This window comes from Blastopirellula marina (genome assembly GCF_002967715.1).
In the GTDB taxonomy this organism is placed as follows: Bacteria; Planctomycetota; Planctomycetia; order Pirellulales; family Pirellulaceae; genus Bremerella; species Bremerella marina_B.
This window is the reverse complement of record NZ_PUIA01000038.1, coordinates 70,703-96,390: the sequence shown is the minus strand read 5'-3', so window position 1 is coordinate 96,390 and position 25,688 is coordinate 70,703. Positions and strand designations below refer to the sequence as shown.

General features: G+C 56.9%; 19 protein-coding genes. 14 read left to right on the top strand and 5 right to left on the bottom strand.

What is annotated here, in order from left to right:
* Positions 1-37: 37 nt before the first annotated feature.
* From C5Y96_RS14225 to C5Y96_RS14195, 7 genes are all read left to right on the top strand, one after another.
* A complete protein-coding gene (locus tag C5Y96_RS14225) occupies positions 38-1,210 on the top strand; it encodes a glycosyltransferase family 4 protein (protein ID WP_158261236.1) in 1,173 nt (390 codons plus the stop codon).
* A gap of 132 nt (positions 1,211-1,342) precedes the next feature.
* Positions 1,343-2,647 (top strand): Glu/Leu/Phe/Val family dehydrogenase, encoded by a 1,305-nt coding sequence (locus C5Y96_RS14220; protein ID WP_105354504.1) that lies wholly within the window; start codon positions 1,343-1,345, stop codon positions 2,645-2,647.
* A 100-nt stretch (positions 2,648-2,747) separates the two neighbouring features.
* Entirely contained in the window at positions 2,748-4,526 is a 1,779-nt protein-coding gene (locus C5Y96_RS14215) for a DUF885 domain-containing protein (RefSeq protein ID WP_105354501.1), read from the top strand.
* A 64-nt stretch (positions 4,527-4,590) separates the two neighbouring features.
* Complete coding sequence (locus C5Y96_RS14210; RefSeq protein ID WP_105354498.1) at positions 4,591-5,418, top strand: DUF1295 domain-containing protein; 828 nt, start codon at positions 4,591-4,593, stop codon at positions 5,416-5,418.
* A gap of 10 nt (positions 5,419-5,428) precedes the next feature.
* Complete coding sequence (locus C5Y96_RS14205) at positions 5,429-6,769, top strand: NAD(P)/FAD-dependent oxidoreductase (RefSeq protein ID WP_105354496.1); 1,341 nt, start codon at positions 5,429-5,431, stop codon at positions 6,767-6,769.
* Positions 6,691-7,482 (top strand): DUF1365 domain-containing protein, encoded by a 792-nt coding sequence (locus C5Y96_RS14200; protein WP_105354494.1) that lies wholly within the window; start codon positions 6,691-6,693, stop codon positions 7,480-7,482. The genes C5Y96_RS14205 and C5Y96_RS14200 overlap by 79 nt, the downstream gene beginning before the upstream one ends.
* The gene (locus C5Y96_RS14195; RefSeq protein ID WP_105354492.1) at positions 7,410-8,774 is read left to right on the top strand and encodes an SAM-dependent methyltransferase; all 1,365 of its coding nucleotides are present in this window, start codon (positions 7,410-7,412) and stop codon (positions 8,772-8,774) included. Before C5Y96_RS14200 ends, C5Y96_RS14195 begins: the two co-directional genes overlap by 73 nt.
* A gap of 246 nt (positions 8,775-9,020) precedes the next feature.
* Here C5Y96_RS14195 and C5Y96_RS14190 read toward each other — a convergent pair whose 3' ends face one another.
* Positions 9,021-10,559, bottom strand: a complete 1,539-nt coding sequence (locus C5Y96_RS14190) for a lipopolysaccharide biosynthesis protein (RefSeq protein WP_105354489.1) — start codon at positions 10,557-10,559, stop codon at positions 9,021-9,023.
* A 31-nt stretch (positions 10,560-10,590) separates the two neighbouring features.
* On the bottom strand, positions 10,591-11,430 hold the full coding sequence (locus C5Y96_RS14185; RefSeq protein ID WP_105354487.1) for a glycosyltransferase family 2 protein: 840 nt from the start codon (positions 11,428-11,430) through the stop codon (positions 10,591-10,593).
* A gap of 124 nt (positions 11,431-11,554) precedes the next feature.
* Here C5Y96_RS14185 and C5Y96_RS14180 point away from each other — a divergent pair, with 124 nt between their 5' ends.
* Positions 11,555-12,370 carry a carbon-nitrogen hydrolase family protein gene (locus tag C5Y96_RS14180; RefSeq protein WP_105354484.1) on the top strand — a complete coding sequence of 272 codons (816 nt, stop codon included), beginning with the start codon at positions 11,555-11,557 and terminating at the stop codon, positions 12,368-12,370.
* 692 nt (positions 12,371-13,062) lie between these two features.
* Positions 13,063-14,025 (top strand): 2-amino-4-hydroxy-6-hydroxymethyldihydropteridine diphosphokinase, encoded by a 963-nt coding sequence (gene folK, locus C5Y96_RS14175; protein ID WP_105354482.1) that lies wholly within the window; start codon positions 13,063-13,065, stop codon positions 14,023-14,025.
* 5 nt (positions 14,026-14,030) lie between these two features.
* Here the strand turns inward: folK and C5Y96_RS14170 are convergent, their stop codons facing one another.
* Complete coding sequence (locus C5Y96_RS14170) at positions 14,031-14,243, bottom strand: DUF2007 domain-containing protein (RefSeq protein WP_105354479.1); 213 nt, start codon at positions 14,241-14,243, stop codon at positions 14,031-14,033.
* A gap of 148 nt (positions 14,244-14,391) precedes the next feature.
* On the opposite strand from C5Y96_RS14170, the gene C5Y96_RS14165 reads away from it, so the two are divergent.
* The 4 genes from C5Y96_RS14165 to C5Y96_RS14150 all read left to right on the top strand — a co-directional run bounded on the left by C5Y96_RS14165 (position 14,392) and on the right by C5Y96_RS14150 (position 22,128).
* A complete protein-coding gene (locus C5Y96_RS14165; RefSeq protein WP_105354476.1) occupies positions 14,392-14,826 on the top strand; it encodes a response regulator in 435 nt (144 codons plus the stop codon).
* 221 nt (positions 14,827-15,047) lie between these two features.
* Positions 15,048-17,285 (top strand): esterase/lipase family protein, encoded by a 2,238-nt coding sequence (locus tag C5Y96_RS14160; protein ID WP_158261235.1) that lies wholly within the window; start codon positions 15,048-15,050, stop codon positions 17,283-17,285.
* 375 nt (positions 17,286-17,660) lie between these two features.
* A complete protein-coding gene (locus C5Y96_RS14155) occupies positions 17,661-20,258 on the top strand; it encodes a PVC-type heme-binding CxxCH protein (protein WP_199188705.1) in 2,598 nt (865 codons plus the stop codon).
* A gap of 100 nt (positions 20,259-20,358) precedes the next feature.
* On the top strand, positions 20,359-22,128 hold the full coding sequence (locus tag C5Y96_RS14150; protein ID WP_105354471.1) for a c-type cytochrome: 1,770 nt from the start codon (positions 20,359-20,361) through the stop codon (positions 22,126-22,128).
* 215 nt (positions 22,129-22,343) lie between these two features.
* Here C5Y96_RS14150 and C5Y96_RS14145 read toward each other — a convergent pair whose 3' ends face one another.
* Positions 22,344-22,775: a hypothetical protein gene (locus C5Y96_RS14145; RefSeq protein WP_105354468.1), complete on the bottom strand. Its 432-nt coding sequence runs from the start codon at positions 22,773-22,775 to the stop codon at positions 22,344-22,346.
* Between the two features lie 279 nt (positions 22,776-23,054).
* Between C5Y96_RS14145 and C5Y96_RS14140 the strand changes: the two genes are divergently transcribed.
* On the top strand, positions 23,055-23,957 hold the full coding sequence (locus C5Y96_RS14140; protein ID WP_146115661.1) for a hypothetical protein: 903 nt from the start codon (positions 23,055-23,057) through the stop codon (positions 23,955-23,957).
* A 19-nt stretch (positions 23,958-23,976) separates the two neighbouring features.
* Here the strand turns inward: C5Y96_RS14140 and C5Y96_RS14135 are convergent, their stop codons facing one another.
* Positions 23,977-25,635, bottom strand: coding sequence for a serine/threonine-protein kinase (locus C5Y96_RS14135; RefSeq protein WP_158261234.1), 1,659 nt, complete (start codon positions 25,633-25,635; stop codon positions 23,977-23,979).
* Between the last annotated feature and the right edge of the window lie 53 nt (positions 25,636-25,688).

Sequence of the window (25,688 nt, the reverse complement as noted above, 5' to 3'; positions counted from 1 at the left end):
CGGCTTGACGAGACACCCAGGAACTATGCGGCCTCCCATGAAGATCGTGCAACTTATCTCCGGATTCGGCGTTAACGGAGCCATTATTCAATGTCTGCGTTTAGCCGAAGGACTCGCGAGACGCGGGCACGATGTCACTCTGGTTGGTCGAAATAACTCCTGGATCCAAAGTCAATTGCCAGGCACAGGCGTCAAGTTCCGCTGCTCCGATCTGAAACGCTGGCCCTTTCACGATCTAAAAGCGATGGCCCGCTGGATCGAGCACGAACACATCGACATCGTCCACACCCACAACACCAGCGGACAAATCTTTGGCATGATGCTGAAGATGTTCACCGAAGTCCCTGTGGTAGCCACCGCCCACCACAACAAGCTGCATGCCTATTGGATGATGAAGGACTTTGTGATCGCGAATTCCGATCATACCCGCAGTATCGAAATCAACTGGAATCGCGTCCGGCCGCACAATATCGAAACGATTCGTGCCCTGATCGATCACGCTCCGATCCCGAGAAACTCCCAGCAACTTCGCGACCGATGGCGTCGCGAGAATGGTTTCACAGAATCCGACAAGCTGATCGGCATCGTCGGCGACGTTTGCCCCCGCAAGAATCATCTGCTGCTGCTTAAGGCCCTGCCTGAGATCCTGCGGCGTGTCCCCCGTGCCAAGGTCGCCGTCATCGGCAACCGCTGTCCTCACTACATGAAACGTGTGTCTCGCCGTATCGATCGACAGGGGTTGCATAACGAATTTCGCTTCGTCGACTTTCAATACGATATCCCCAATATGATGCGGGCCATCGATCTTCTGGTCGCTTGTCCTACGCAGGAAGCATTCGGCCTGACCCCTCCCGAAGCGATGGCCGCGTTCAAACCGGTGGTCGCTACCCGCGTGGGCGGGCTGATCGAAAGCGTTGTCGACGGCGAGACAGGCTACCTGGTCCCCAGCAACAATGCCACGGCGTTGTCTGCGGCGGTGGCCACGGTCCTGGAAAACGACGACCTGGCCGAGCAAATGGGCATGGCCGGCAGGGCACGCTTCCTCGATATGTTCGACAACCACCGCAACGTGATTCGTCACGAAGAGATCTACACCGAAGTCGCCCGGCGTGTTCTTCGCCGCGACGTTTCCAAGCCGGTCTCGCTCCCCAAACGCACAACCGCTACGCTGCCGACCGCCGGCGTACCACCGATGGTCTATCATCGCTAGACGCTTCTCTCGTATTGCTTCTCGGCTCTGGCGGGGAAACAATGATAAGAATGGAGCCGCACTCGATTGCTACCCCATCCGCATCGACGCGGAAACTCACCTCATCTGTAGCTCCAGCAAGGTAGGTTTGCCATGAATGCCCCAGTCAGTACCGATCTATTCTCCGGTGCGATCGCCCGTCTAGATAAAGCGTTTCAGTATGCCGACATCGACGCCGAAGCCCTCGAACGCTTGAAACACCCCAAGCAGATCCTACAAGTTTCGGTACCGGTGAGGATGGACAACGGCTCGCTGAAAGTCTTCACCGGCTATCGCGTTCGCCACGACGACACCCGCGGACCAACCAAAGGGGGCCTGCGCTACTCGCCCAATGTCGATATCTCGGAAGTGAAAGCGCTCGCCTTCTGGATGACCTTCAAGTGTGCCGTGATGAACATCCCTTACGGGGGCGCGAAAGGGGGCATCTGCGTGAACCCGAAAGAGCTTTCGCGGATGGAACTCGAGCGGCTCTCGCGCGGCTTCATCGAACAGATCGCCGACTTCATCGGCCCCGAGACCGACATCCCCGCCCCTGACATGTACACCAACGCCATGATCATGGGCTGGATGATGGATGAGTATTCGAAGATCCATCGCCGCCATACGCCCGGCGTGATTACCGGCAAACCAATTCCCCTGGGTGGTAGCCAGGGACGTGAAGAGGCTACCGGCCGCGGCGCTTACTACTGCATCAAAGAGCTCGAAAAGAAACGGGACTGGGAGCCCAAAACGATACGCGTTGCCGTACAAGGTTTCGGTAATGCCGGGCAACATATTGCTCGGCTATTGCACTCGGACGGCTACCAGGTTGTGGGCGTCAGCGATTCATCCGGTGGATGCTACAAGCCAGAAGGATTCGATATCCCCAGCTTGATACAGGTCAAGAACGAATCACGACGCCTGCAAGCCGTCTACTGCACCGGTTCGGTTTGCGAAGCGATCCAGTCCAAAGCGATCACCAACGAAGAACTGCTGGAGCTGGATGTCGACATTCTCGTTCCCGCCGCCCTAGAGAACGTGATCACCGCCTCGAACGCCAATAAGATCAAAGCCCCGGTCATTGTCGAAGTGGCCAACGGCCCTATCACCGGTGAAGCGGACGAGATCCTCAACGAAAAGGGTAAGCTGGTGGTCCCCGATATCCTGGCCAATGCAGGCGGTGTCACCGTCAGCTACTTCGAATGGGTTCAGAATCAACAAGGCTACTACTGGAACCTGGACGAGGTGCAACAAAAGCTACACACGATGATGGCCCGGGAATTCAACCACGTGTACGACTGGATGGTCGAAAAGAAGATCGACATGCGCACGGCCGCCTATGCGGTTGCTTTGTCGCGCATCGGTGCCGCGATCGCTTCGCTGGGGACGGTCCAGTATTTCTCCGATAACGATTCGTAAAATTGTACATCTAAGAGGTTGGCGGAAAATCGTTCGTCGTTCAGAATAGGAGGCAACACAGCTTTGCCTTTTTCGCCCATGAACGTCCGGAAGGATATCCATGTCCCTGCTTCGCTTGGTCGCCGTTGCGTTGGTTACCCTAGCCGCGCTGCCTAATTCTTTGTTCGCCCAGGACAGCTCAGCCGCGGCTCAGCTGTATCAGCTGTTTGCCGACGACTGGCAGTGGCGGCTCGATAACTTCCCCACGCTAGGCACCTCGGTCGGCGATCCTCGCGGCAACGACAAGTGGACCGATCTGTCCCTCGCAGCCCTTGAAGAACGCGACAAGCACCCGCACGAGTTGCTCGAAAAGCTCCGGCAGATCGACTCCAGCCAACTAACCGGCCAGGACCTGCTTTCCTACGAACTGTTTGATTACAACGTCCGTCGAGAGATCGAAGGGCAGAAGTACCCCAGCGAACTTCTGGCGATCGACCAGTTGGGCGGCCCGCAATTCGACCTGGCATTCACGGCCGAGCAGATGCCGTTCAACACGGTGAAGGACTACGAGAACTACCTCGCGCGGCTCAACAGCTATCCTCAGTATCTCGAGCAGAACACGGCCCTGCTGCGCAAGGGGATCGAAACACGCTGGGTCCAGCCGCCTGGTCCACTGGGTAGTATCCCCAAACAAATCAGTGGCCAGGTCCTTGCCGACGCCACCGACAGCCCACTGTTCAAGCCGTTCCAGGATTTCCCCGATTCGATCTCTGCTGACGAACAAGATCGGCTATCCAAACTCGGTAAAGCGGCCATTGCCAATCGTGTCTTTCCCGCGATGCTCAAACTGAAGACGTTCATCGAGGATGAATACCTGCCCAAGGGTGCCGAGATCATCGGTGCCGCCGCTCTGCCGGACGGCCGCGACTACTACGCCTACCGATGTCGCTACTCCACCACGACCGATCTCACCCCGCAAGAGATCCACGAGATCGGCATGAGCGAGGTGAAGCGAATTCGCGGCGAGATGGAAAAAGTGATCCGCGAGTCTGGCTTCGATGGGAGCTTTGAAGAGTTCATCCACTTCCTCAAGACCGATCCCCAGTTCTATTACACCGAAGCTGACGACCTGCTGATCGGGTATCGCGATATCGCCAAGCGCGTCGATGCCGAACTGCCGAAGCTGTTTGTCGAACTGCCACGACTTCCTTACGGGGTGCGGGCCTTCCCCGACTACGAAGCCCCCAACCAGACCTCGGCCCGCTACTACCCTGGTTCAGTGGAAGCCGCTCGAGCCGGATTCTTCATGGCCAACACCTTCGCGCTCGATAGCCGTCCGAAGTACGAAATGGAAGCGCTCACACTGCATGAAGCCTGCCCTGGGCATCACTTGCAAATTGCCCGTGCCCAAGAGCTGACCGATCTCCCCCGCTTCCGCCGCCAAGGGCACTACACCGCGTTCGTCGAAGGATGGGCCCTGTACGCTGAATCGCTCGGCGAAGAGATGGGCTTCTACCAGACACCGTACGACAAGTTCGGCCAACTGACTTTCGAGATGTGGCGAGCCTGTCGCCTGGTGGTCGACACCGGCATGCATAACATGGGTTGGAGCCGCGCTCAGGCCATCAAGTTCTTCAAGGAAAACAGCGGCAAAAGCGACCTGGAAGTCGCCGTCGAGATTGACCGCTACATCGTCTGGCCTGGCCAGGCCTTGGCCTACAAGATCGGCGAACTACAGATCAAACAGCTCAGAGCCAAGGCCGAGCAGGAACTGGGGGATGATTTCGACCTGCGTAAGTTCCACAACGCCGTCCTCGACAACGGGGCGATTCCCTTGCCGGTTCTCGAGCGACTGATCGATCGTTGGATCGCCGAGCAAAAAACGGCCAAAGCGAGTTAACCCCTGAAAATTGCTGCGGTTATGGAATTTAGCGCGTTGCTAACCCCTACTCCGCAGCAATTTCATGGACCTTGCTTACCTACTTCTGATCAACGCCGGCGTCGTCGCAGGGTGCATGCTATCCCTGTGGCTGGTCAGCCTGTGGTTGAAAGACGCCAGCATTGTCGACCTCTTCTGGGGCTTCGGCTTTGTGGTCATCTCGTGGGTTTCCCTTCTGTTCGCGGCCGCTCCGACAACGACTGCCTGGGTGACAACCATCCTGGTGACCATCTGGGGATGCCGCTTGGCCGGTTATCTCGCTTGGCGAAACCTCGGCCATGGCGAAGACTCTCGATACACCGAGATGCGGCAGAAGCCTGGCCGTAACTTCGCCCTTTTCAGCCTGGTGGTGATCTTCGGACTGCAAGGGGTCATCATGTGGATCGTCTCTCTGCCGCTGCAAGTGATACCCACCCTCGATGCTAGTTTTTCGCCCCTTACGCCAGTCGGCCTACTGCTTTGGCTGATAGGGTTCAGTTTTGAAAGCATCGGCGACTATCAACTCGCTCGCTTCAAGAGCGATCCCCAGAGCCACGGCAAGGTACTCGATCAAGGGCTGTGGCATTACACGCGGCACCCGAACTACTTCGGCGACTTCCTCGTCTGGTGTGGCTACTACGTGCTGGCCATCTCATTCGATGCGTCGGCCTGGTGGACGATCGTTGGCCCCGCGTTGATGACCTTCTGCCTGGCTTGGTTCTCTGGGGTTGCCCATCTCGAGAAACGCATTCCCAACCGCCGCCCCGAGTACTCCGACTACATTCGCCGTACAAGCAGTTTCTTCCCCTGGCCTCCGGCACCGAAAGAGGAAGCGGCCAGCGTCTCGCCTCATTCCCACTGGCCTACCTCCTAGAAAGCGTCTCATGAATCGTCAACGGATCGCGGTAATTGGTGGTGGGATCAGCGGCAACCTGGTGGCTCGCATGCTGCATAGCGATCACGACGTCACCCTCTTCGAAGCGGCCAGTTACCCCGGCGGGCATAGCAACACGGTCACTTGCACCATCGATAGCGTCTCGTACGACGTCGATACCGGGTTCATGGTCTTCAATGACCAAACCTATCCCAACTTCTGCCGCTTGCTCGATATGCTGGACGTCGAAGCTCAAGACAGTGACATGAGCTTCAGCGTCCGCTGCGAGCAGTCCGGCCTGGAATACCAAGGGAGCAGCCTTCGCGGGTTATTCCCCAGTTGGAGGAACATCACCTCGATCCGCTACTGGACGATGCTGCGAGACATTCTGCGGTTCAATCGCTTGGGCACCGAAGCGGTCCGCGGGGAAACGATCGCCGACAGAGAAACGGTCGGGCAGTTTCTCGATCGCTGTTGCGTCGGCACGATGTTTCGCGAAAAGTACCTCCTGCCGATGGCCGCTGCCATCTGGTCGGCCGAGCCGCAGCAGATCCTCGACTTCCCGGCTCAGTTCTTCCTCGGCTTCTGCGATAACCACGGCCTGATGCAGGTTACCAGGCGGCCCCAGTGGAAGACGATCGTCGGCGGGTCGAAGCAGTACGTGCGGAAACTGATTCAGCCCCTGGGAGATCGCGTCCGGCTTAACTCGCCCGTAAAACGCGTGCTGCGGGACGCCTCCGGCATTACCGTCATTACCAAAGACGACCAGGCTGAAACGTTCGACCAGGTGGTCTTTGCCACCCATGCCGATCAAACGCTGAAGATGCTCGCGGATCCAACTGAGATCGAGCAAGAGATCCTCGGTCACTTCCCCTATCAGCCCAACGAGGCCGTCCTGCACACCGACACGCGGCTGATGCCCCAGCACCGTCACGCATGGGCCAGTTGGAATTACCTTTTGCCGGAAGGTCATCAGACGACGGCCAGCGTGACATACGACCTTTCACGCCTGCAAAACGTTGCTTCCCCCACACCGATCCTCTTGAGCTTGAACATCACCGATCGCATCGATCCCAGCAAGATTCTCCAGCGGATCCCCTACGATCACCCCGCGTTCAATCGCCACTCGTACAGTGCCCAGAAGCGTCTGCCGCAGATACAAGGTGAGCAACAGACGTACTTCTGCGGTGCCTGGTGTGGTTATGGATTTCACGAGGATGGGGTGAAGAGCGCCTTGGCCGTTGCCGCTTACTTTGGAAAGAACTTGGACGCATGCACAGTTGCCTGTACGAAGGAACGGTCTCCCACGCACGTTATGGCCCCGTCAAACATCAGTTTAACTACCGCCTGACGATGGCCTGCTTCGACTTGGCCGAACTCGACCAGGTGGTTGGCCCTGGCAACGTCTTGTCGGACCATCGCCGCGCGGCCATTTCGTTCCCGCGCGATGTTCACCTGCGTACACAGAAAGGGTCACTGGAACAACGAGTACGGTGGATCGTCTCCGAGGAGCTTGGGCAGTGTCCTCGGGGACCGATTCACCTGCTGACTCAGCTACGCTACTTCGGGTACTACTTCAGCCCGCTGAACATCTTCTTCGTCTATGACAACGAGGAAGACGACTTCCCCGCAGTCATTCTGGCCGAAGTCAACAATATCCCCTGGGGCGAGCAGCAGGTCTACGTGCTGCAGCCGGTGTGGAGTGAAACCGATCAGGCCTGGATCTACGAGCACCCTAAACAGATGCACGTCTCGCCGTTCATGCCGATGAATCATACCTACCGCTGGTCGTTTCACTCAGTGGGGGATCAGTTGATCGTGGGTCTCGAAAACTACGAATGTGGCAGCCCAGTTTTTCACGCCGGAATGTCTTTAGAAAAAAAGCCGTTAGCCCAAGCCACCCTTCAACGGTTCCTATGGCATCTGCCTGCAATGAGCTTGAAAGTCGTTGCCGCGATCTACTACGAAGCTTGGAAACTTTGGTGGAAACGATGTCCCATATATCCTCATCCGCAGAGTCGGCCTACAGCCCACGTGCCTGTTCAAGCGACCGAACCGGCCTAGCGGAACTCGCGATCGATCATCCCTCGCTACGGCTGCGAAAGGCACTGCCTCAGATTTCCTCCGGTCTGCACTGCTATGTCGCTCGACAATGCCGCAAGATCCTGCATCGTACGCTCTCGCAGATTGAAGCAGGCCACATCCTCATCATCGACCCACTGGGCCAGGTACAGTTCGGCCCCACCCACGATGTCGAACTCCGGGCGGTCGTTCGCATCGACGACCTCCGCGTTTACCGGCACATGATGCTCGGGGGAACACTCGCTGCGGCGGAAGCCTACCTGCAAGGGAAGTGGGTCTGCAACGACTTGACCGCTCTTTTGCGGATCATGGCTCGCAATCTCGATTCGCTGAAAGGGATCGAGCGTAAAACGTCGTTCTGGCTTGCCCCGTGGAGAAACTTGCAGCAATGGCGTACGCGAAACTCGAAGGTAGGAAGCCGCAAGAATATCGCCGCCCATTACGACCTGAGCAACGAATTCTTTCAACTCATGCTCGATCCCACCATGATGTATTCCTCTGGGATCTACGAGCGAGAAGACGCAACCCTCCAGCAAGCATCCATCGCCAAGCTCGATCGCATCTGCCAAAAGCTCGACCTTCAGCCAGGCAGCCGCGTTCTGGAGATTGGCACCGGTTGGGGCGGCTTTGCCGAGTATGCTGCCCGGAACTATGGTTGCCACGTGACAACCACCACCATCTCGCAGCAGCAGTTCAACTACGCTTGCCGCCGCATTGAAGAGGCTGGCCTACAAGACCAGGTGACGCTGCTCAAACGAGACTATCGCGACCTCACCGGCACGTACGACCATGTCGTCAGTATCGAAATGATCGAAGCTGTCGGGCGAGATTACCTCGACACCTACTTCGAGAAATGCGGCTCGCTCCTCAAGCCCCACGGCACGATGGCTTTGCAGGTGATCACCATTCCCGACGAACGAGTCGAAAGCTACTCGCGCGGCATCGACTTCATTCAGCGGTATATCTTCCCCGGCGGCTTCCTACCTTCGTACCAGCTGATGGCCCGCTCGATTGCCCGAAAGACCGATCTACGGATCGTGCATGCGGAAGACTTCGGCAGTCACTACGCACGAACGCTCGCCGCCTGGCGCGAGAACTTCATGGAACACCTGCCTCGCATTCGCGCACTGGGCATGGACGACTACTTCCTTCGCATGTGGGAGTATTACCTGGCCTACTGTGAGGCAGGCTTCCATGAACGTCAGATCGGCGTCAGCCAACTGGTCATGGCCAAACCAAAGTTCCGCGGCGACGCGATCCTCGGCAAGATATAGGCGTAGCCAAGCATACCTCACGCACATCGTCGTAGGTTGGCTACGCCTTCCGAGGCGATAGCCATCTTGGAGTCCACTCGAAAGAGGGCTATCCGCCGAAGACGACGGTAACCATCCTACGTCTCTTGAGCTCTTGTCGATGAGAACACTCAACGCGCATACACTTCATAACCGGCGTGATTCCCTTCACCTTAACCCTCTCTTCATAAGGACGAGGGGACAGGAGAAAGCAAGGGAACAGAGTTACTAATCCACGACCGTGTGGATATCTTCTTCCGGTTTGATGCCGCGGAGTTGTCGCCAGAGCCAGCGGACCTCGTTGCGGGCAAAGACGCAATAGACGAGCACGCCGACGATGATTTCTTCGGCCAGGGTCACCACCTCCGGCAGGTAGTAATCCATCAGGCCCGCCAGGTAGACCACCGCCCCCATCAGGATTGAAGCCGCCAGTGCCGGCGACAGCTGGCTGAAGGTCTTGCGAACATCGACTCCTGTACACCAGAAACAGAACGCCAGGTACGGACCACAAATGATCACCGTCCCCAGCATCACCATGCCTGCTAGGTCGATCGTGAACAACTCGGGATCCTGGCTGCCAGCGAAGAAATAGGTCAAAGCACAAGCCGCTGATAAAACGACCAGGTTGGCAAACGCGCCCACGGCCAGCAGATCGGCCCGACCGGCAGCGCTCATCAAACTGCCGGAAATGTTGATCCAGCTCTGGGCAACAATCATCAAGCCCATTATCGAAAGGATATCGCCGGCCTGAATCCAGTCGTCTCCTCCCAGCACCGGCATCAACTCGTCTCCCACGATCAGCATCCCGATCGAACAGGGTGCCAGCATGATGCCGACCATCCGGTAAAACGAAGCCGTCAGCGCGCTGAACGATTCGCGATTTCCCTTTGCCTGAGACAATGCCGGCAACATGGCCGAGGTCACCGGCGACGTCAGCAGGTACACCGGCCGAATCATCTGGTTATAGGCTTGGGTATAGTAGCCAATCCATTGATGCCCTTCGGCACTGACACCGAAGACGACCCCCAGGATGATCTTGTCCAGGTTTTGCCCCACCGCGAAGAACAGCCCGCTGAGGGTGTAGTACCCACTGAAGTTGAGCAGCTGCTTCATCTCGGAAAGGGGGGCACACTTGCCAGGCCGCCATGGTTCGATCGCCCAGAAACCGATATTCAGCACGATCAGTTCGCTGTACTGCTGCAGCACCAGGGCCCAGATGCCCCAGCCACAGTACGCCGCGACAATCGCCGCGATACCGCTGATAATGAGCGAAAGAACCCGCACGATGGTCAACCAACCAAAGTTCAGTTTCTTCTCGGCCAGCGACTTATGCTGCGAGTAGCTGTTGTAAAGCAATGCCGTCCCCGACAACGTGATCCCGACCAGCGTCAATCGTTCGACTTGAAACCACATCGCTAAAAGGGGTGACAGTCCGCTCAGGATGACGGTCAGAACGACCCCGGTAATCAGTTGGTACCAGAACAGGGTCGACGCTTCTTCGTCCGTTAGCCCTTTCTTTTGTACCGTCGCGATATCCATCCCCAGTGATCCGAACGCGCGAATCAGCAACATGATAGGCATGAACATCCCCAAGATGCCGAACTCGGCTGGTGAGACCAGGCGATACAGTTCGGCAATAACCACCAGCGAGATAATCTGCCCGGCGATTTGACCGATCATGGTCAACCGCGTTGCCCGCTGCGTCCTGCGGATCAAATCACGATCGACAGGCGATGCCGCATTCGGGGGCGTGGGGGCATCATTCATAGATAGCAGGAGAACCGGTAGGTGGTGTCAGTTAGTATCGGATAGCACACCACAATGCCCGGATGCCATCTTTCCATCCAATCTTCTTCCCCTCTTCAAACGTGCGAGGGTAATAGCGGATCGGTACTTCGCGAATTCGCAGTCCTTTGCGGCGGGCCAGCTTGGCGGTGATTTCCGGCTCGACACCAAACCGCTTCTCTCGCAGGGTGGGGGCGATCTCTTGAATCACCTCGCGACGGAACACCTTGTAGCAGGTTTCCATATCGGTGAGAAGCAGATTCGAGAACAAGTTCGACCACATCGTCACGATTTTGTTGGCCAGGTAATGCCGCACGCGGGGGACGTTACGCTGCCCGGTGATGAAGCGGCTGCCGTAAACGGCGTCGACCCCTTCGCAAATGATCGGCTGCAATAGGACGCGGTAGTCTTTAGGGGTGTATTCCAGATCGGCATCCTGGATGATGACCGCATCCCCGGTGGCTTCCTTGAAACCGGTGGCCAGGGCGGCTCCCTTGCCTTGATTCTTTTCGTGCAAAATGATCTTCAAATCGATCTGATCGCGCAGCGTCTCCAGCAACTCACGCGTGCCGTCGGTACTGCCGTCGTCGACCAAAATGATTTCGCACTTGAAACCGCATTGGCGAACTGCTGCAATAACCTGTTGCAGCGAGTTGACTTCGTTGAAGATGGGCACCACGACCGAAAGCAGGAAGTCGCGGGGGATGTCGTAAATCGCCAGCCGGTAACAGGCCGCTTCACCCAATAGCTGGTGCAGCCATTCCACGCGGCGGGATTCGTCCGTAGAGATTCCCAATAAGGCATGCTCCAGGTGCGACAAAACGTCCTGATCGTTTTCGGAATGAATACTCATTTGGCTTCGGCAATTCCGGGAAAGAAAAAAGACCCGAACCCGGAAGGGGCCACATTGACCAACCAAGTCCGCTTACAAGTATAGAGCACATCTAAGAAAAAACGAACCTTGGAGACCCGCAGCCATGATCGCTCCCTACGTTGTTGCCGCCCTACAAATGGACTCGGGAGCGGAAAAATCGGTCAATCTGGCACAAGCGGAATCGATGATCGACGAAGCTGCCCAGGCGGGGGCCCAGTTGGTAGTCCTCCCCGAGCTGTTTCCCTACCTGGGAAATCTATCAGAGCTGCGAGCAAACGCCGAAACGATGGACGGCAAAGTGCTGCAAACGATGCGTACTCTAGCCATTAAGCATCAACTAGTCCTCTGTGCCGGCAGCGTTGCGATCGCCGCCAGTGACGATCCGACCAAGGTCGTTAACCGCAGCATACTGTTCGGTCCGCATGGTCAAGTTTTGTCCACCTACGACAAGATCCACTGCTTCGATATCAACTTGCCGGAGGTGAAGGTCGCCGAGTCGGACTACGTGCGAGCCGGCAGCCAACTATCGGTTGCGGCGACACCTCTGGGACATATCGGCCAAGCCATATGCTACGATCTGCGGTTCCCCGAGATCTTTCGCCGACTGACCGAAGATGGAATGCAAATCTGTGTGCTGCCCGCTGCGTTCACCGACAAGACAGGCCAGGCACACTGGGAGGTTTTGTCGCGCGCGCGAGCGATTGAAAATCAAATTTATGTCATCGCCGCGAATCAGTGCGGCATCTACGGCGACTCGGTCCAGTGCCACGGAAATTCTTTGATCATCGATCCGTGGGGCAAGGTGCTCGCGCGGGGCAAACATCATCAGCCAGGCATCATTTACGCCGAAATCGATCTCGCTACCCAGCGCAAGATTCGGGCCGAATTACCGGCACTTTCGCATCGCCGGATGGCGTGACACGAATGCAAACTCCATCTTCCGCCCCTTGTCAACCACAGAGACACTTCACAACAACTCTTTACTATTAGATTAGCACATGCCCACTACTTTATACACACTTTAATGCCGTGCGTTTTTTACGCATAAAGTTTTCCGCCCATTGACAAACGGTTTTCCCTCGTGATTTTCAACTCAAAATCACAATGTGAAAAAAAGATTACGATGGTTGCTTGACAACTCTGCTTCGCTTCGCAAAATTAGTCCCTATGTTGATTGGAACCGAAGGACGTTAACTACGTCTTGAACACCTCTCTCCTCCTCCAAAGACTGTGTCACTTACTGCAAACTGGTCGCTCTGACCACAGGTTCCCGGCTCGCGAACAAAGATATCCCCAGGGATTTCTGCGCGCCAGGAAAGTGCAGTGTGCGGCTCAACTTAGTTGGCAAGTGTGCAAGCCAACATCGGGAGCGAAAGAGGGATATGAGTGCGTGCGAGAGATATTGCTTTCCGGCAAAGGGAATTGTCAAACATAGGTTGGCAACACTCTCCGCTAAGAAGTTTGAAGGGCGACGACTGAACGGAACGACGTGCGACAGGCTTTCGAGCCTGTTTATGGAGATCCCTTCATGCTTTTTGGCGTCCCGATCAACACGGCATACCTGCTACTTCCCTTGACTTATCACCTACTCGCTCGTAGAGCAACGAACTTGTGCCCACCATTTTGATTGCCTTGGGCGCGAACCTCGGAGATCTCGGCGAAACCCTCACCCAGGCCGTCGACCAGATCGCTTCCGATCCCGATTTCACCTTGGAAGCTCGTAGTGAGCTGCTTGTCACCAAGCCGGTTGGTGGCCCCAGCGGACAGCCTGATTATCTCAATTCGGCTGCGAAGTTTGCCACTTCCCTCTCGCCGGACGAAGTTCACCAGAAACTGATCGAAGTCGAGCAAAGCCATGGCCGCGTTCGCATTCAGCGGTGGGGCGCTCGCAAGCTCGATCTTGACTTACTTCTCTATGACCGGCAAACGATCAAAACCCCGCAGCTTACCATTCCTCATCCTCGCATGAGCTTCCGCCGTTTCGTCATGCAGCCTGCTGCAGAAGTCGCTGGCGAGATGCTGCACCCCGAACTTGATACGACCATCGGCGAGCTGTGGCAGCACCTCTGCACCGCGCCGCCAATCATCGAGATCGCCGCGCTGCCAGGCCCGGCGGTCAGCCAACTGCTTGCGGCGGTGGAGATGGAACTAAGCGATCCCAAATATTCGTTCGCAAACGAATTGCTTTTGTACTCGCGATCGAAAAATGATTTGGTTACCTCGCTAACCGAATTGACCAGTCAGCAGGCCACGCATCGTAGCCTCCCCCCTGGCTGCACCGCTGGCGTTGTTCCCTGGTGGTTTGGTATTGCCGAGGTGCTGGGTGGGACGACGGCCAACACGTTACTGGCGACACCACCAGCTCGTCTGACTGTCTATTGGAATCGCCCGGAAGAAACCTACGGGCCCGTTGAAGCAGGTTGGTGGACCCCAGAAGAAAGAAACGGCCTGCAAGCCAGGTTGGCTGAGGCCGTTCGTCGTCGTGTTCATGCGCCGCGTCTTTGGCTGGAAGGTAACGACGTCGCGTCAGCCGTTACCGAATTGACCGCGGCTATCCAAGCCATGCAGGGCTAGTCGATCTAGTCCGAGTGATGTTCACTCAGAAATTGATCCGCTTGCTCTTTCTTGTCGCTGGGCACCATGATGCGGATCGCCAGCACGCCGGTTAATCCGCCTTGGTGGTCGTTATCCAGCGTGCACGGAATTCCTTCTTCCTGAAGCGCGTTCTGAATGATCGTTGCTTCCTCGTGACTCTGGCACGTACGAACGGCCACAAAATCCATATCTTCCATAAAACCGGTACTCCCACTCTCCGAAGTCAAACTCAATGGCTGCGGGCTCCCACATAAGGGACGCGCTACTTGTGCAATTGTAACCTAGTCTTTGTAGGAATACCCAAACCATTCTTTGTGATTCTCCGGGGCAACAGGACCTTCAACCATGGCCAAGCGAAAACTGAAAACCGTGATTCTTGACGACGACGCAGGAATCGTTCGTCTGGTGAAAACCATCCTTCGCGGAGCTTTCGGAAGCGAACTGGAACTGGTCGACTTCACCAACGCCCAGGAAGCCCAAAACTGGATCGGTAGCAACTGCTGCGACCTGCTGATCAGCGATATCGAGATGCCTGGTATCGACGGCCAAGATATGCTGGTCTTCGCCAAACAGCGAAATGCCTGGACCCAGGTGGTGTTCCTGACCGGCCAGTCGAGCTGGATGCATGTGACCCAGGCCGTCGAGAACGGTGCGTCCGACTTCCTGCTCAAACCGATCCAACGAGCCGAGCTGTGCAACATCGTTCAGCAGCACATCGAACGTGCCGCTCGCTGGCAGTCGGCCCTGTTTCCCAAGCCAATCGCCTCGGCCGGGGTTTAGTTCGCAGGGCTTTAGGCCACTAAAACCGAATCAATCGCTATCACCTGAAAAGGTGATGGCGATATTTCTTGCTTGCGCAAGGACATTTGGCTGCGTGGACCTTTTCGATGGGGTAACGTTGCATGGCGAAATTTCGAAATGGATTTCGCTTCATGCGCATGTTGTGATGGATGACATGCCATGGCGCACTCCCCCACCCAACGATGCAGGAAGCGAATCTCGTGGTCCGCTGGAAGCCGACATTTGCCGCTCTTTGCGCTGCGATCTTATTGATTCAGTTCGCATCCGGCTGCGCGCTCTCCCGCAAGGGTCGCTGGCGCGATCCTCAAATGGTAGCCCCTTGTCCGGAAGCCAACCCCAAGTCGCAATATCCGTTCGGCATCTGGTGGCACCCGTGCGACGTCACCGCGATCGACTCGCCTGATCTCTCGTCGCCTGAATTGGTGGAACTAGCCCCCAAGGTCGCGAACCAATTTGTTCAGCTATGCGCCTTCGAAGAAGATATCGAAGCCCCTGAAGCCTACGAAGAAGTTTCGACCAACCTGGGGGAAGCGGTCGTCGGTCGTCCACTGCATCGATCGTCGAATATGCCCAATCTTTTGAACCACGGTGGAGAACGCATTGAAACGCCCCGTGCCCGCGCGATTGCTCCCGAAGGAATCGGCACGAAGATCATTAACGAGCCCATGAACCTCGGCCCCGAGTTCTTTCAAAGCGAACTTGGGGAAGGGGAAGTGCTGTACATGCCGGAACTGCAAGGCATACAGGGGATGCCAGGCTTCGTCGAACAAGCGATCCCCGAAACGGAATCGGCTGACATTCAACTGCGTCAGGCCGAGTCGTACTACGCGATGGCCGTCGATGCTGATAAGCAACTCGACGAGTCGGCGATGAACATGTATCTCGATGCGGCCATCGCCGCCTATCGCTACATGCAAACCGTCCCCCCGCAACCCAAAACCACCAAAGGGACCGAGCGCGCCTGGCAGGTTTATCATTCGTCGATCGCCCGCTTGATGTTCATCGCTGATAAGTCTGGCTACATCGACAAGCAGTGCGGCATCAAGCTGCCCGTCAACGGCGGCTACAAGATCGTGCAGTTCGAGTACGTCAACTTCCAGCGAACCGCCGACGATTTCGATCGCTGGCATATCGTCGGTGATTATCAATCAAAATTCTTACTCACCAAGCATCGCTCGCCAGGGCTGGGCGTTCCGATGGTTTGCATCCGCGAGCGCAAGCCTGCCGATAAGTGGTACCCAGAGGAAGTCCCGTTCGCCGTCACGGGTATCTTGCGGCCCGAAGCGGAAATGAATCTGTACGACGCGACCGTTGAAGCCGCGATCCCCAGCGGCACGCATGTCGAGCAGGTCGTTGCCAAGCTTGAACTGTACGACCCACGCACCTCCGGCGATGTGGAATTCAATTGCCGCCAGGTTCCGCTGGCCAAAGATACAACGGCTCCTTACGCATATCTGCTCAGCGAAACACGTGGCGATTCGAAGCTGAAGGCCATGCATCCTTACAAGGACATGACCAACCAAGGGCTGTTCATTCTCGAACCGCATCGCAAAGGAAAGATCCCGGTCATCTTCGTGCACGGCCTGCTTTCCGCTCCCTACACGTGGGCAGGCATCGCCAACGAGATCGATAGCAACCCCGACCTGGCAGCGCGCTACGAAGCGTGGGCATTTCACTATCCTACCGGCGCTCCATTCATGGAATCGGCCGCCGTGCTAAGGGATCAACTCAATCAAATTATCACCGAAATGGACCCGAGCGGGTTCGATCGAGATCTTCGCAACATCGTGCTCGTCGGTCATAGCATGGGGGGCCTGATCGCCAAGTTGCAAGTGACCGATAGCGGCAACACATTGTGGGAACACGTCGCCTTTCAACCGCTGAGCTCGCTCGATGCACCTCCGCAGATGCAGCATTATTTGCGAGATCAGTTTTACTTCACTCATTCGCCCAATGTTGGTCGTGTTATTTTCATCGGCACACCGCACCAAGGGACGACGCACCTGTCGGCCAAGACAGGGCACGTTTCATCGACGTTCGTCCACGAAGATCCTTGCTTGAAGGATGCCCATAAGCAGTTGATCGAAGACAATCCGGCCGCGTTTCGCAAGGAATTCCGTCACCGCGTACCGATCAGCCTGGACCTGATTAGCCCGAAGAGCCTGCTGCTGACCGGCATCTATCGCTTGCCGATCCAGCCCGATATTCCCACGCACACCATCCTGGGCAGCGGCTGGTGGTCCCCTCACGATGGCCAAAGCGACAGCGTGGTGCCGGTATCCAGTGCTCGGCTCCCTGGCGTACAAACCGAGATCATGGTCAACTCGCTACACACCCACCTTAACCGCAACGCAGGCACCGTTTGCGAAGTGCTGCGGATCCTGCGCGTGCATGGCACTCGACCTGCTTTTGCCAGTCAAAATGGCACGATTCGTTAGCATGCGGAATAACTAGAGATTTCTGAAATTCATTCTTAAAATCAAGCCTATGGAAACCCTCTATCCCCCTTTCCCCTAGCTTGTAGAATTTTAGAGTTAACGTTGATTATTTTTACACTCTTGTCTGATTCATCCCAATTTGTCGGAAACGACCCAAGCGGAAATTGCCGCCGAAGCTTTCAACCCGGCGGCGCTACCGTTTATAATTCGTAGGTTCGTTTAGCCACTGCTTGCCCCTCAAGGGGCTTAAGGGAATCTCGAACATCCTACCTCGCTTCGCTGGAAGTGTGCTCGATCCCGTTTGCCATGGGGAGACGCACTAACCCCACGCCCATCACACGTTTGCCTCGATAACTTTTCGAACACAGGAACACCATGATTCGACCAATGAGTATGGCAGCCTTGCTGCTGGGTCTGTGCGTTTCGCTGATCGCTTCGGCCGATGCCGCGCAACTTGAACTGAAGAAGGGGGATAAGATTGTCTACATCGGCAACACGCTTGCCGAGCGGATGCAATACTTCCCGCACTTCGAGACACGCCTTCAGGCCCGCTTCCCCGAGTTGAACCTGGTCGTACGCGACCTGGGCTGGTCGGCCGACGAACTGACCCTGCGTCCCCGCAGCAAAGACTTCTACGATCACGGCACGCGTCTGGAAGATCACAAGCCTGATGTGATCATGGCTTTCTTTGGCTTCAACGAATCGTTCGCCGGTGAAAAGGGACTCGCCAAGTTCGAACAGGACCTGGAGAAGTTCATCACCGACACCAAGAACAGCAAGTACGACGGCAAGTCGCCGACGCTGGTACTTGTCTCGCCGATTCCGCACGAAGACCTGCACTCGCGATTCTTGCCCACCGGCGAAAAGAACAACGAAAACATCGCCATGTACGCCGAGGCCATGCACAAGCTGGCCGACAAGCATGACGTGGTTTACGTCGACGTCTTCGCTCCGATGCTCGAACCAATGGCTGGTGAAAGCGACCTGACCATCAACGGCATTCACCTGAACGACGAGGGGTACCAGGTCTTCGGTAAGGTTCTGGACGAAGGCCTGTTCGGTGCCGCTCCAAAGTACAAGACCGACCTGGCCAAGCTGTACCCCGAAGTGAAAGAGAAGGACCTGCAGTTCTTCTACGATCACCGCGCGGTCAACGGCTTCTACATTTATGGTGGCCGTAAGAATCCCTTTGGTGTGGTCAACTTCCCGGCGGAATTCGCCAAGCTGCGTAAAATGATCGAAAATCGCGATCAACGCATCTGGAAGGTCGCCAACGGCGAAAGCGTTCCCGAACTGATTGACGACAGCAACACCGGCGACTTCACCGCGATCGAAACAAACGTGAATCGCCCGGTCGATATCTTCAACCCCGAAGCGGAAGCGAAGACTTTCTCGCTCCCCGAAGGTTACGAGATCAACCTGTTCGCTTCGGAAGTCGAATTTCCGGACCTGGAAAACCCCGTTCAATTGGCCTTCGACGCCAAGGGACGCCTGTGGGTGACCACCATGGAAAGCTACCCGATGTACCTGCCAGGCACACCACCAGACGACAAAGTGCTGATCCTGGAAGACTCGGACGGCGACGGCAAGGCCGACAAGCAGACCGTCTTCGCCGATGGCCTGCACGTGCCAACCGGTATCGAAATTGGTGATGGTGGGGCATATGTCGCTCAACAGCCGAACCTGATGTTCCTGAAGGATACTGACGGCGACGATAAGGCCGACGAACGAACCCTGATTCTGCACGGCTTCGACTCGGCTGACTCGCACCACTCGATCAGTGCGTTCACCTGGGGACCTGGCGGTGCATTGTACTTCCAGGAAGGAACGTTCCATCACTCGCAGGTCGAAACGCCTTACGGTCCTGAGCGTGTTGCCAACGCTGGCATCTTCCGCTTCGAACCGAAGACCGACAAGCTCGACATCTTCGTCTCGTACGGCTTTGCCAACCCATGGGGTCACACGTTTGACGACTGGGGACAAAACTACGTAGCGGATGCTTCCGGTGGTGCGAACTACTTCGGCGCGGCTTTCAGCGGCGACGTGGTGTACCCACAGAAGCACGGCTCGATGAAGCAGTTCCTCACCAAGCAGTGGCGTCCTACCGCTGGCTGCGAAATCGTTTCCAGCCGCAACTTCCCCGAGTCGGCCCAAGGCAACTACCTGTTGAACAACTGTATCGGTTTCCAAGGGATTCTGCAGTACAAGGTCAAAGACGAAGGTAGCGGTTTCCATGCCGACCCCGTCGACCCGCTGCTGGTCTCGAAGGACACCAGCTTCCGCCCGGTTGATATTCAGTTTGGTCCGGATGGGGCGCTGTACATTGTCGACTGGTACAACCCGCTGGTTGGCCACATGCAGCACTCGCTACGTGACCCCAAGCGTGACAAGCACCACGGCCGTATCTGGCGTATTCGCTACACCGGTAACGACCTGGTGAAAGCTCCGAAGATCGACGGTGCCTCGATTGCCGAGCTGTTGGATCTATTGAAAGAGCCTGAGTACCGCACGCGTTACCGCGTTCGCCGCGAACTTCGCAACCACGACGGTACCGAAGTTTCGGCCGCGATCGAAACGTGGATGGCAGGTCTCGACAAGAACGATCCGATGTACAACCATCACCTCTTGGAAGCCCTGTGGGTGAAGCAGAACCTGGACCTGGTCGATGCCGACCTGCTCAAGCGAATGCTAACCGATAGCGACTTCCGTGCTCGTGCGGCAGCGACCCGCGTGCTGTGCTACTGGCGCGATCGCGTGCCTGGCTCGCTCGACCTGCTGGAAACACAGGTCAACGACGAAAACCCACGCGTCCGTCTGGAAGCCATCCGAGCGCTGAGCTTCTTCGATGGCAAGGATGTGGAACGTGCCCAGGAGATCGCTTTGCAATCCCTTCTTCACGACCAGGACTACTACCTGGAATACACGCTGAAGGAAACGTTGGCAACGCTCGAAAAGCGTGCCAAGCAAGGCTAAATCTTTGGATTACAATAGATGACTAAGGAAGAGTCATCCTCGACTTGGGGATGACTCTTTTTTTGATACTCCGCCTGCCTAAATTCCGGAACTGATTACGATGCTCAATCGCTTTACCCTCGTTGGTTGTATGCTGCTGGCCTGCGTGCTGCTGGCGACTCCGCAAACCGCGCGTGCCCAGGGTGCGACCGATGCCATGGTTCGCTTGCTGCAAAGCGGCAAGCTGCCAGAGTCCCGCCTCGGAACGGTCATCGGCATGATTGCCGAACGAGGCAATGCCGAGAACCTGGGAATCCTCTTTCAGGAAGCCACCAAGAGCGACGGCTTCAGCCCGGCGCTGAAGCTGGAATCGCTGCAAGCTTTGAAGAAAGCCAGCGAAAGCCGTAACCTAGTTCCCACCGGCGATCTCTCGGCGATCAGCGCCTTGATTGCCAGCAACGACCCGGCCTTGAAGACCTTGGGCATCCAACTGGCCGGTTTATGGAAAGTGGAAGCCACAGCCGATACGCTCGCCGGGTTGGCTCTCGATAACGAACAACCATTGAAACTTCGCCGCTTGGCGATCGATTCGTTGATTGCCACCGGCAGCGGCAAAACGGCCGAGACCGTGGCCAAGCTGACCAGTGACGATCAGCCCCTTTCGATCCGCTACCTGGGCGTTTCGGCGCTGACCAATATCGACATCCAAAAGGCCGCCGAGGCCGCGGCGAAGGTCCTGACGGGCGCTGATACGTCGACCGATCCGGCCGCGATGATCGATGCTTTCCTGGCCGATACCAAAGGCCCCGATGCCCTGGCCGCCGCGCTCAACGGCAAGAAGCTCGACGGCGACGTGGCCAAGATGTGCCTGCGTCAGATGTACTCGGTCGGGCGCTCCGATGCTTCGCTGGTGAACGTGCTCAGCGCTGCCGCTGGCATCGACAACAACCCTGATCCGCTGACCGAAGAGCAACTGCAATCGCTTGTCGCCCAGGTTCTGAAAAAGGGAGATCCGGCACGCGGGGAAGTGATCTTCCGCCGCAAGGAACTGAGCTGCTTGAAGTGTCACGCCATCAGTGGTGCTGGCGGGCAGATCGGTCCCGACCTGAGCCCTGTCGGTGCGACGAGCCCGGTCGACTACGTGATCAACTCGATCCTCTTCCCCGAGATGGCCGTCAAGGAAGCGTACATCATGAAGACGATTGTCGACTTCGACGGCAAGATGCACCAAGGCATTGTCGCCGACGAAAACGACGACCGCACGATCCTGAAAGATGCCAACGGCCACGAGATCATCATCCCCGCCGACGACATCGACCTGGAAAAGGAAGGGGGCTCGCTCATGCCCAAAGGCCTGGCCAACTTCCTGACCGAAGAGGAGTTCCTTGACCTGGTGGCCTACGTCGGCGAGCTCGGCAAGCCAGGTCCTTACGGGATTCGCAGCGTGCCAACCGTGCAGCGGTGGCGCGTGCTGAAGGAAGTGCCCGAAGCGCTGCAAGGGGAAGCGAAACCTTCGACCGGTGAATTCGAATCGCAGATCCTCGGCCTCGATGCCGACGCGTGGCTGCCCGTTTATGGCAAGGTCAACGGCGACCTGCCACTGTCCGACCTGAGCGAGATCGAAAGTCCCGTGCTCTTTCTGCAAGCCGAGATTGAAGTGGTCGATGGGGGTGACATAGGTGTCGAGCTGAACCAGAAGGAAGGAGTCACGGTGTGGATCATCGACGACGAGTTCCCCGGCAACGAACCGATCAGCGCGACCGTCCTGCCAGGGCGACACAAGATCACCTTCCGCCTGGACCGCCGCAAGTTCACCGGCGATACCTTCCGCGTGGTGGTCACCAAGCCTAGTGGTTCGACCGCTCAGTACACCGTTGTCGGTGGCAGCTAGTCGGCTAGCACTCTGTTTAGCCAAAGCTTCCCACGTCCGGTCCTCTCTCCACCGTCTGCAGGGGAGAGGGGACAAGTTTTGTTAATCAGGCGGGCCGCGTTCTTGAGCTTGGCTCGCACTGGGCAAATGGCTCTCGGGGGCCACGCCCAAATCTGCCTGGGCGTGCGTCTGTTTCGCACTACACGCATTGCTGTTGGCAGAGCACGCTTTGTTTCTTAGACAGGCTTCTTGAGGCGATCTCGCTCCCTTGTCGGTCGATGATCATCAGGTGGAAGGTTACCCACGAGAACGCGTGGTCTAGCGACTTGCCGGATGATGGAATCGACCTGTCTCCCGACAAACGTTTTGCGCTGAGGCTGTGGCGAGCGACTGAGGCTGGCGAGGCGTTGGTGCGTGGTGCCGGAAGAGGAACGCGTATGGGTGACCGTCGCTGCTTTCGTAGACGCGGCTGAATGCGAGACAGCCGTTTGCGTTTTGGTTGATTCGTTGGCCATCTCTTCCTGACGCATTGGCAAAGCCGCGTAGCTCAGTTGCACGACGACCTCGACCGGGATTTCCGCGAGCGTTCCACACGCCAAGCACAGAAAATGCTTCTCCGTTCGCACGATGATCAGCGGATCATGTTGTGGTGTGCTGGTGGAGGACATGGTGATGCTCGATAAGCCGAAGGACGAATACTACGCAAGCTCCGAAGGGACTGAGAAGCGACTGGTAGGCCACGACAATGTGTCGTCCTAGGGAAGACTCCCCGGCGAGTACTGCTTACACCAAATGCATGCACTCATGTACAGTTCATGGGGCCAATTTTTTTGGAAACTATTTCGCTGGGCGCGGCCTGGTTCATTTTCGTTGTCGATCGTGTAATTCCCTGGCATAATGCACTCGAGCCGGATCCATGCAACCTCGTCACCTTCAGGCAGGAAATCGTGCATCAGAAACATTTCCAACAGTCGGCAGTTTTGTTCTTATCGCTGGTCTGCCTTATCGCTACCCACCGCGGTGCCGTAGCGGAAAAGAAACTCGACACGGCCGAGATTCTGGCAGTAGCGAAGGCCTCATTCAAAACCGATGAAGACACCCTCTGGCAATCTCGGCTGAAGGGGCGGTTTGAAATTACCGGCAAGGATGGGCTTGCCGATAAGCAGATGTTCACAACTTTTGAATCTTGGGTTGTGGGGGATACGCTCCGCAATAACAGCCTCTGCGACTTCGAACGGTCGACCTTTCCCTATGCTCGCTTCGAAGATGTCCGCACGTTGTTGCTGGAAAATGGCTCTCTGTATGTCACCTCCTTCAGCGACCGCTTCAAACCGATCGGCTGCGAAACGCGAATCCGACGGCACGAGTTTGACACTGAGATGTTGCATGAAACACACTTCACCGTGTGGTATCACCCGCAGATGCTCTTGAAACTTCCCTTCAATCCTACCCGCGAAGGTGTCGATTCGATGACCTTCACCAAAGACAACAACGGTATCCTTCACGGTACATGGCACCCCAATAAGAATGCGCGGTGTGAGATTCAATTAAATTCCCGCATCGGCAATCGCCCTATTTCCAACAAGATATATTACAAAGACAAGCTGGTTCACGAAATCAACGCCACGTGGAAGCAATGGCCCAATGCGGGGACAATGCTGGAATCAGTGACGAACACGTACGCAGCCCAAAGCGCGACTTACACTTGGACCTTAACCGAGTTTGAGTCGCTCAAGGCCGTGAACCCTAACAAATTTCAACAGGCCGATTTAGGTGCGTTACCAGGCGCACGAGAGATTGACGAACGCGATCGTAACAATGTGTTGATTAACGGGCGACCGATTCGCTAGGCACGGCACAAGAACTTCGTTACTCCTCATCCATAGTGCGGCGGATGCGACGGACGACGAAGTATTGGATCATGCCCAGGATGAGGATCGACATCATCATCACCGTGGCGTCGAAGAAATCGACGTAGCCGACTGGGCGAAGGGTTGCTCCGACAATCACATGGGTCAGGTAGCCAGCGGCGGCCAAGGTCATCGTGTAGCCGACCAGCCCTTTCTCGTAGAGGGTGGCGCTGGCCGCGACCAGCAGCAGGTAGATCAAACTCAACGGACTCGCAGCGCCATGCACCAGGAACAACAGCCCGGTGAGCAGCACAAAGTTCCACGTCATCCAGGCATAGATGGCTGCGTTGCGCGTGCTGGGCTTTTCGTACATTCGCTGAAAGAACCAGGCCGCCACCGAAAAGGCGATCGCGAACAACACCGACGCCACGCGAAACCAGGGGCGGGCCGAGACCGGTTCGTGCAGGATGTACGAACTAATCACGTGATAGATGAAGAACAGCAGCACGCACGCCAGCGTACTGGCTAGGCCAGGCTTGCGCCGCGCCCAGTAGATGATCCGCTCGCCCATGCCCAGCGGCTTGGCCCGGATCGGCTCGTGCTGCAGGTACGACTGCAGGTCGGCAGCAAGCTCCTTCATGCTGCGATACCGCGCCGCAGGGGTCTTGTGCATGCACTTCAGACAAATCGTTTCCAGCGGACGCGGAACGCTCCAGTTAAGCTTGCGCGGCGAGACCGGATTCACCGTGCATATCTGATCGATCGCTTCCAGAATGTTGGTCGCGGCGAATGGCGGCTTGCCGGTCAGCAGGGCGTACAGGATCGCACCGAGGCCATAAATGTCGGTGGCCTGATCGATTTGATGGTTTTTACCGGCGGCCTGCTCGGGGGCCATGTAGCCCGGGGAACCAAGGATCTGCCCGGAGTAAGTCATCTCGGAATTGCCATCCATCCGCTTGGCCAGGCCGAAGTCGGTGACGCGCGGATGGCCATCGGCATCGATCAAGATGTTCGACGGCTTCAAGTCGCGATGCACGATCCCCATCGAGTGCGCGTGGGCCATGGCCTGGGCGATCTCGAGAACCAGTTCGGCGATCTGCTCAGGCGTGAGTCCCCCTTGGCGAATCACATCGGCCAGGCTGCGTCCTTCGACGTACCCCATCGAGAAGAAGTGCCGCCCTTGATGGTGCCCTACTTCGTAGATGGGGACGATCCCGGCGTGCGATAGATTCGCAGCGGCTTCCGCTTCGGCGCGAAAGCGTTGGATCTCCTGAGCCGAGGCGAACTGGCCGGAAAGGATCATCTTCACCGCCACGACGCGATCCGGCGACAACTGCCGCGCCTTGAAGACGACCCCCATGCCGCCACGGCCCAACTCGTCGATCAGTTCGTAGCCTGGGACCGATTCGACTCGGTCAGCTCTTCGCGAGCTATGGACCGTTTTCTCGGGATCGAGGTCGACAGTGGCCGGGGTGAGATTATCAACGGCCAGGTGTTCGTGCAGAGGAGAATTGTCCAGCGCCGAGTTCTCGTCGTTGGCCAGCATGCGGCGGACTTCTTCGCCCAGGTCGGCACGATCGGCGAAGGCTTCCGACAGCCATGTATCGCGCTGGTCGAGCGGCAATTGAATTGCCTTCTCGAAAGCCTTGCACAGTCGCTGGTAATCGTCCGGTGTCATGGGATGTTGTTGGAATGTCGGGCCCTGGGCGAGCGCGGGTCTTGAAGCGGGCA

Coding starts and splice junctions, on each gene's coding strand:
- C5Y96_RS14225 (WP_158261236.1), top strand. CDS start 38: ATGAAGATCGTGCAACTTATCTCCGGATTCGGCGTTAACGGAGCCATT.
- C5Y96_RS14220 (WP_105354504.1), top strand. CDS start 1,343: ATGAATGCCCCAGTCAGTACCGATCTATTCTCCGGTGCGATCGCCCGT.
- C5Y96_RS14215 (WP_105354501.1), top strand. CDS start 2,748: ATGTCCCTGCTTCGCTTGGTCGCCGTTGCGTTGGTTACCCTAGCCGCG.
- C5Y96_RS14210 (WP_105354498.1), top strand. CDS start 4,591: ATGGACCTTGCTTACCTACTTCTGATCAACGCCGGCGTCGTCGCAGGG.
- C5Y96_RS14205 (WP_105354496.1), top strand. CDS start 5,429: ATGAATCGTCAACGGATCGCGGTAATTGGTGGTGGGATCAGCGGCAAC.
- C5Y96_RS14200 (WP_105354494.1), top strand. CDS start 6,691: ATGCACAGTTGCCTGTACGAAGGAACGGTCTCCCACGCACGTTATGGC.
- C5Y96_RS14195 (WP_105354492.1), top strand. CDS start 7,410: ATGTCCCATATATCCTCATCCGCAGAGTCGGCCTACAGCCCACGTGCC.
- C5Y96_RS14190 (WP_105354489.1), bottom strand. CDS start 10,559: ATGAATGATGCCCCCACGCCCCCGAATGCGGCATCGCCTGTCGATCGT.
- C5Y96_RS14185 (WP_105354487.1), bottom strand. CDS start 11,430: ATGAGTATTCATTCCGAAAACGATCAGGACGTTTTGTCGCACCTGGAG.
- C5Y96_RS14180 (WP_105354484.1), top strand. CDS start 11,555: ATGATCGCTCCCTACGTTGTTGCCGCCCTACAAATGGACTCGGGAGCG.
- C5Y96_RS14170 (WP_105354479.1), bottom strand. CDS start 14,243: ATGGAAGATATGGATTTTGTGGCCGTTCGTACGTGCCAGAGTCACGAG.
- C5Y96_RS14165 (WP_105354476.1), top strand. CDS start 14,392: ATGGCCAAGCGAAAACTGAAAACCGTGATTCTTGACGACGACGCAGGA.
- C5Y96_RS14155 (WP_199188705.1), top strand. CDS start 17,661: ATGATTCGACCAATGAGTATGGCAGCCTTGCTGCTGGGTCTGTGCGTT.
- C5Y96_RS14150 (WP_105354471.1), top strand. CDS start 20,359: ATGCTCAATCGCTTTACCCTCGTTGGTTGTATGCTGCTGGCCTGCGTG.
- C5Y96_RS14145 (WP_105354468.1), bottom strand. CDS start 22,775: ATGTCCTCCACCAGCACACCACAACATGATCCGCTGATCATCGTGCGA.
- C5Y96_RS14135 (WP_158261234.1), bottom strand. CDS start 25,635: ATGACACCGGACGATTACCAGCGACTGTGCAAGGCTTTCGAGAAGGCA.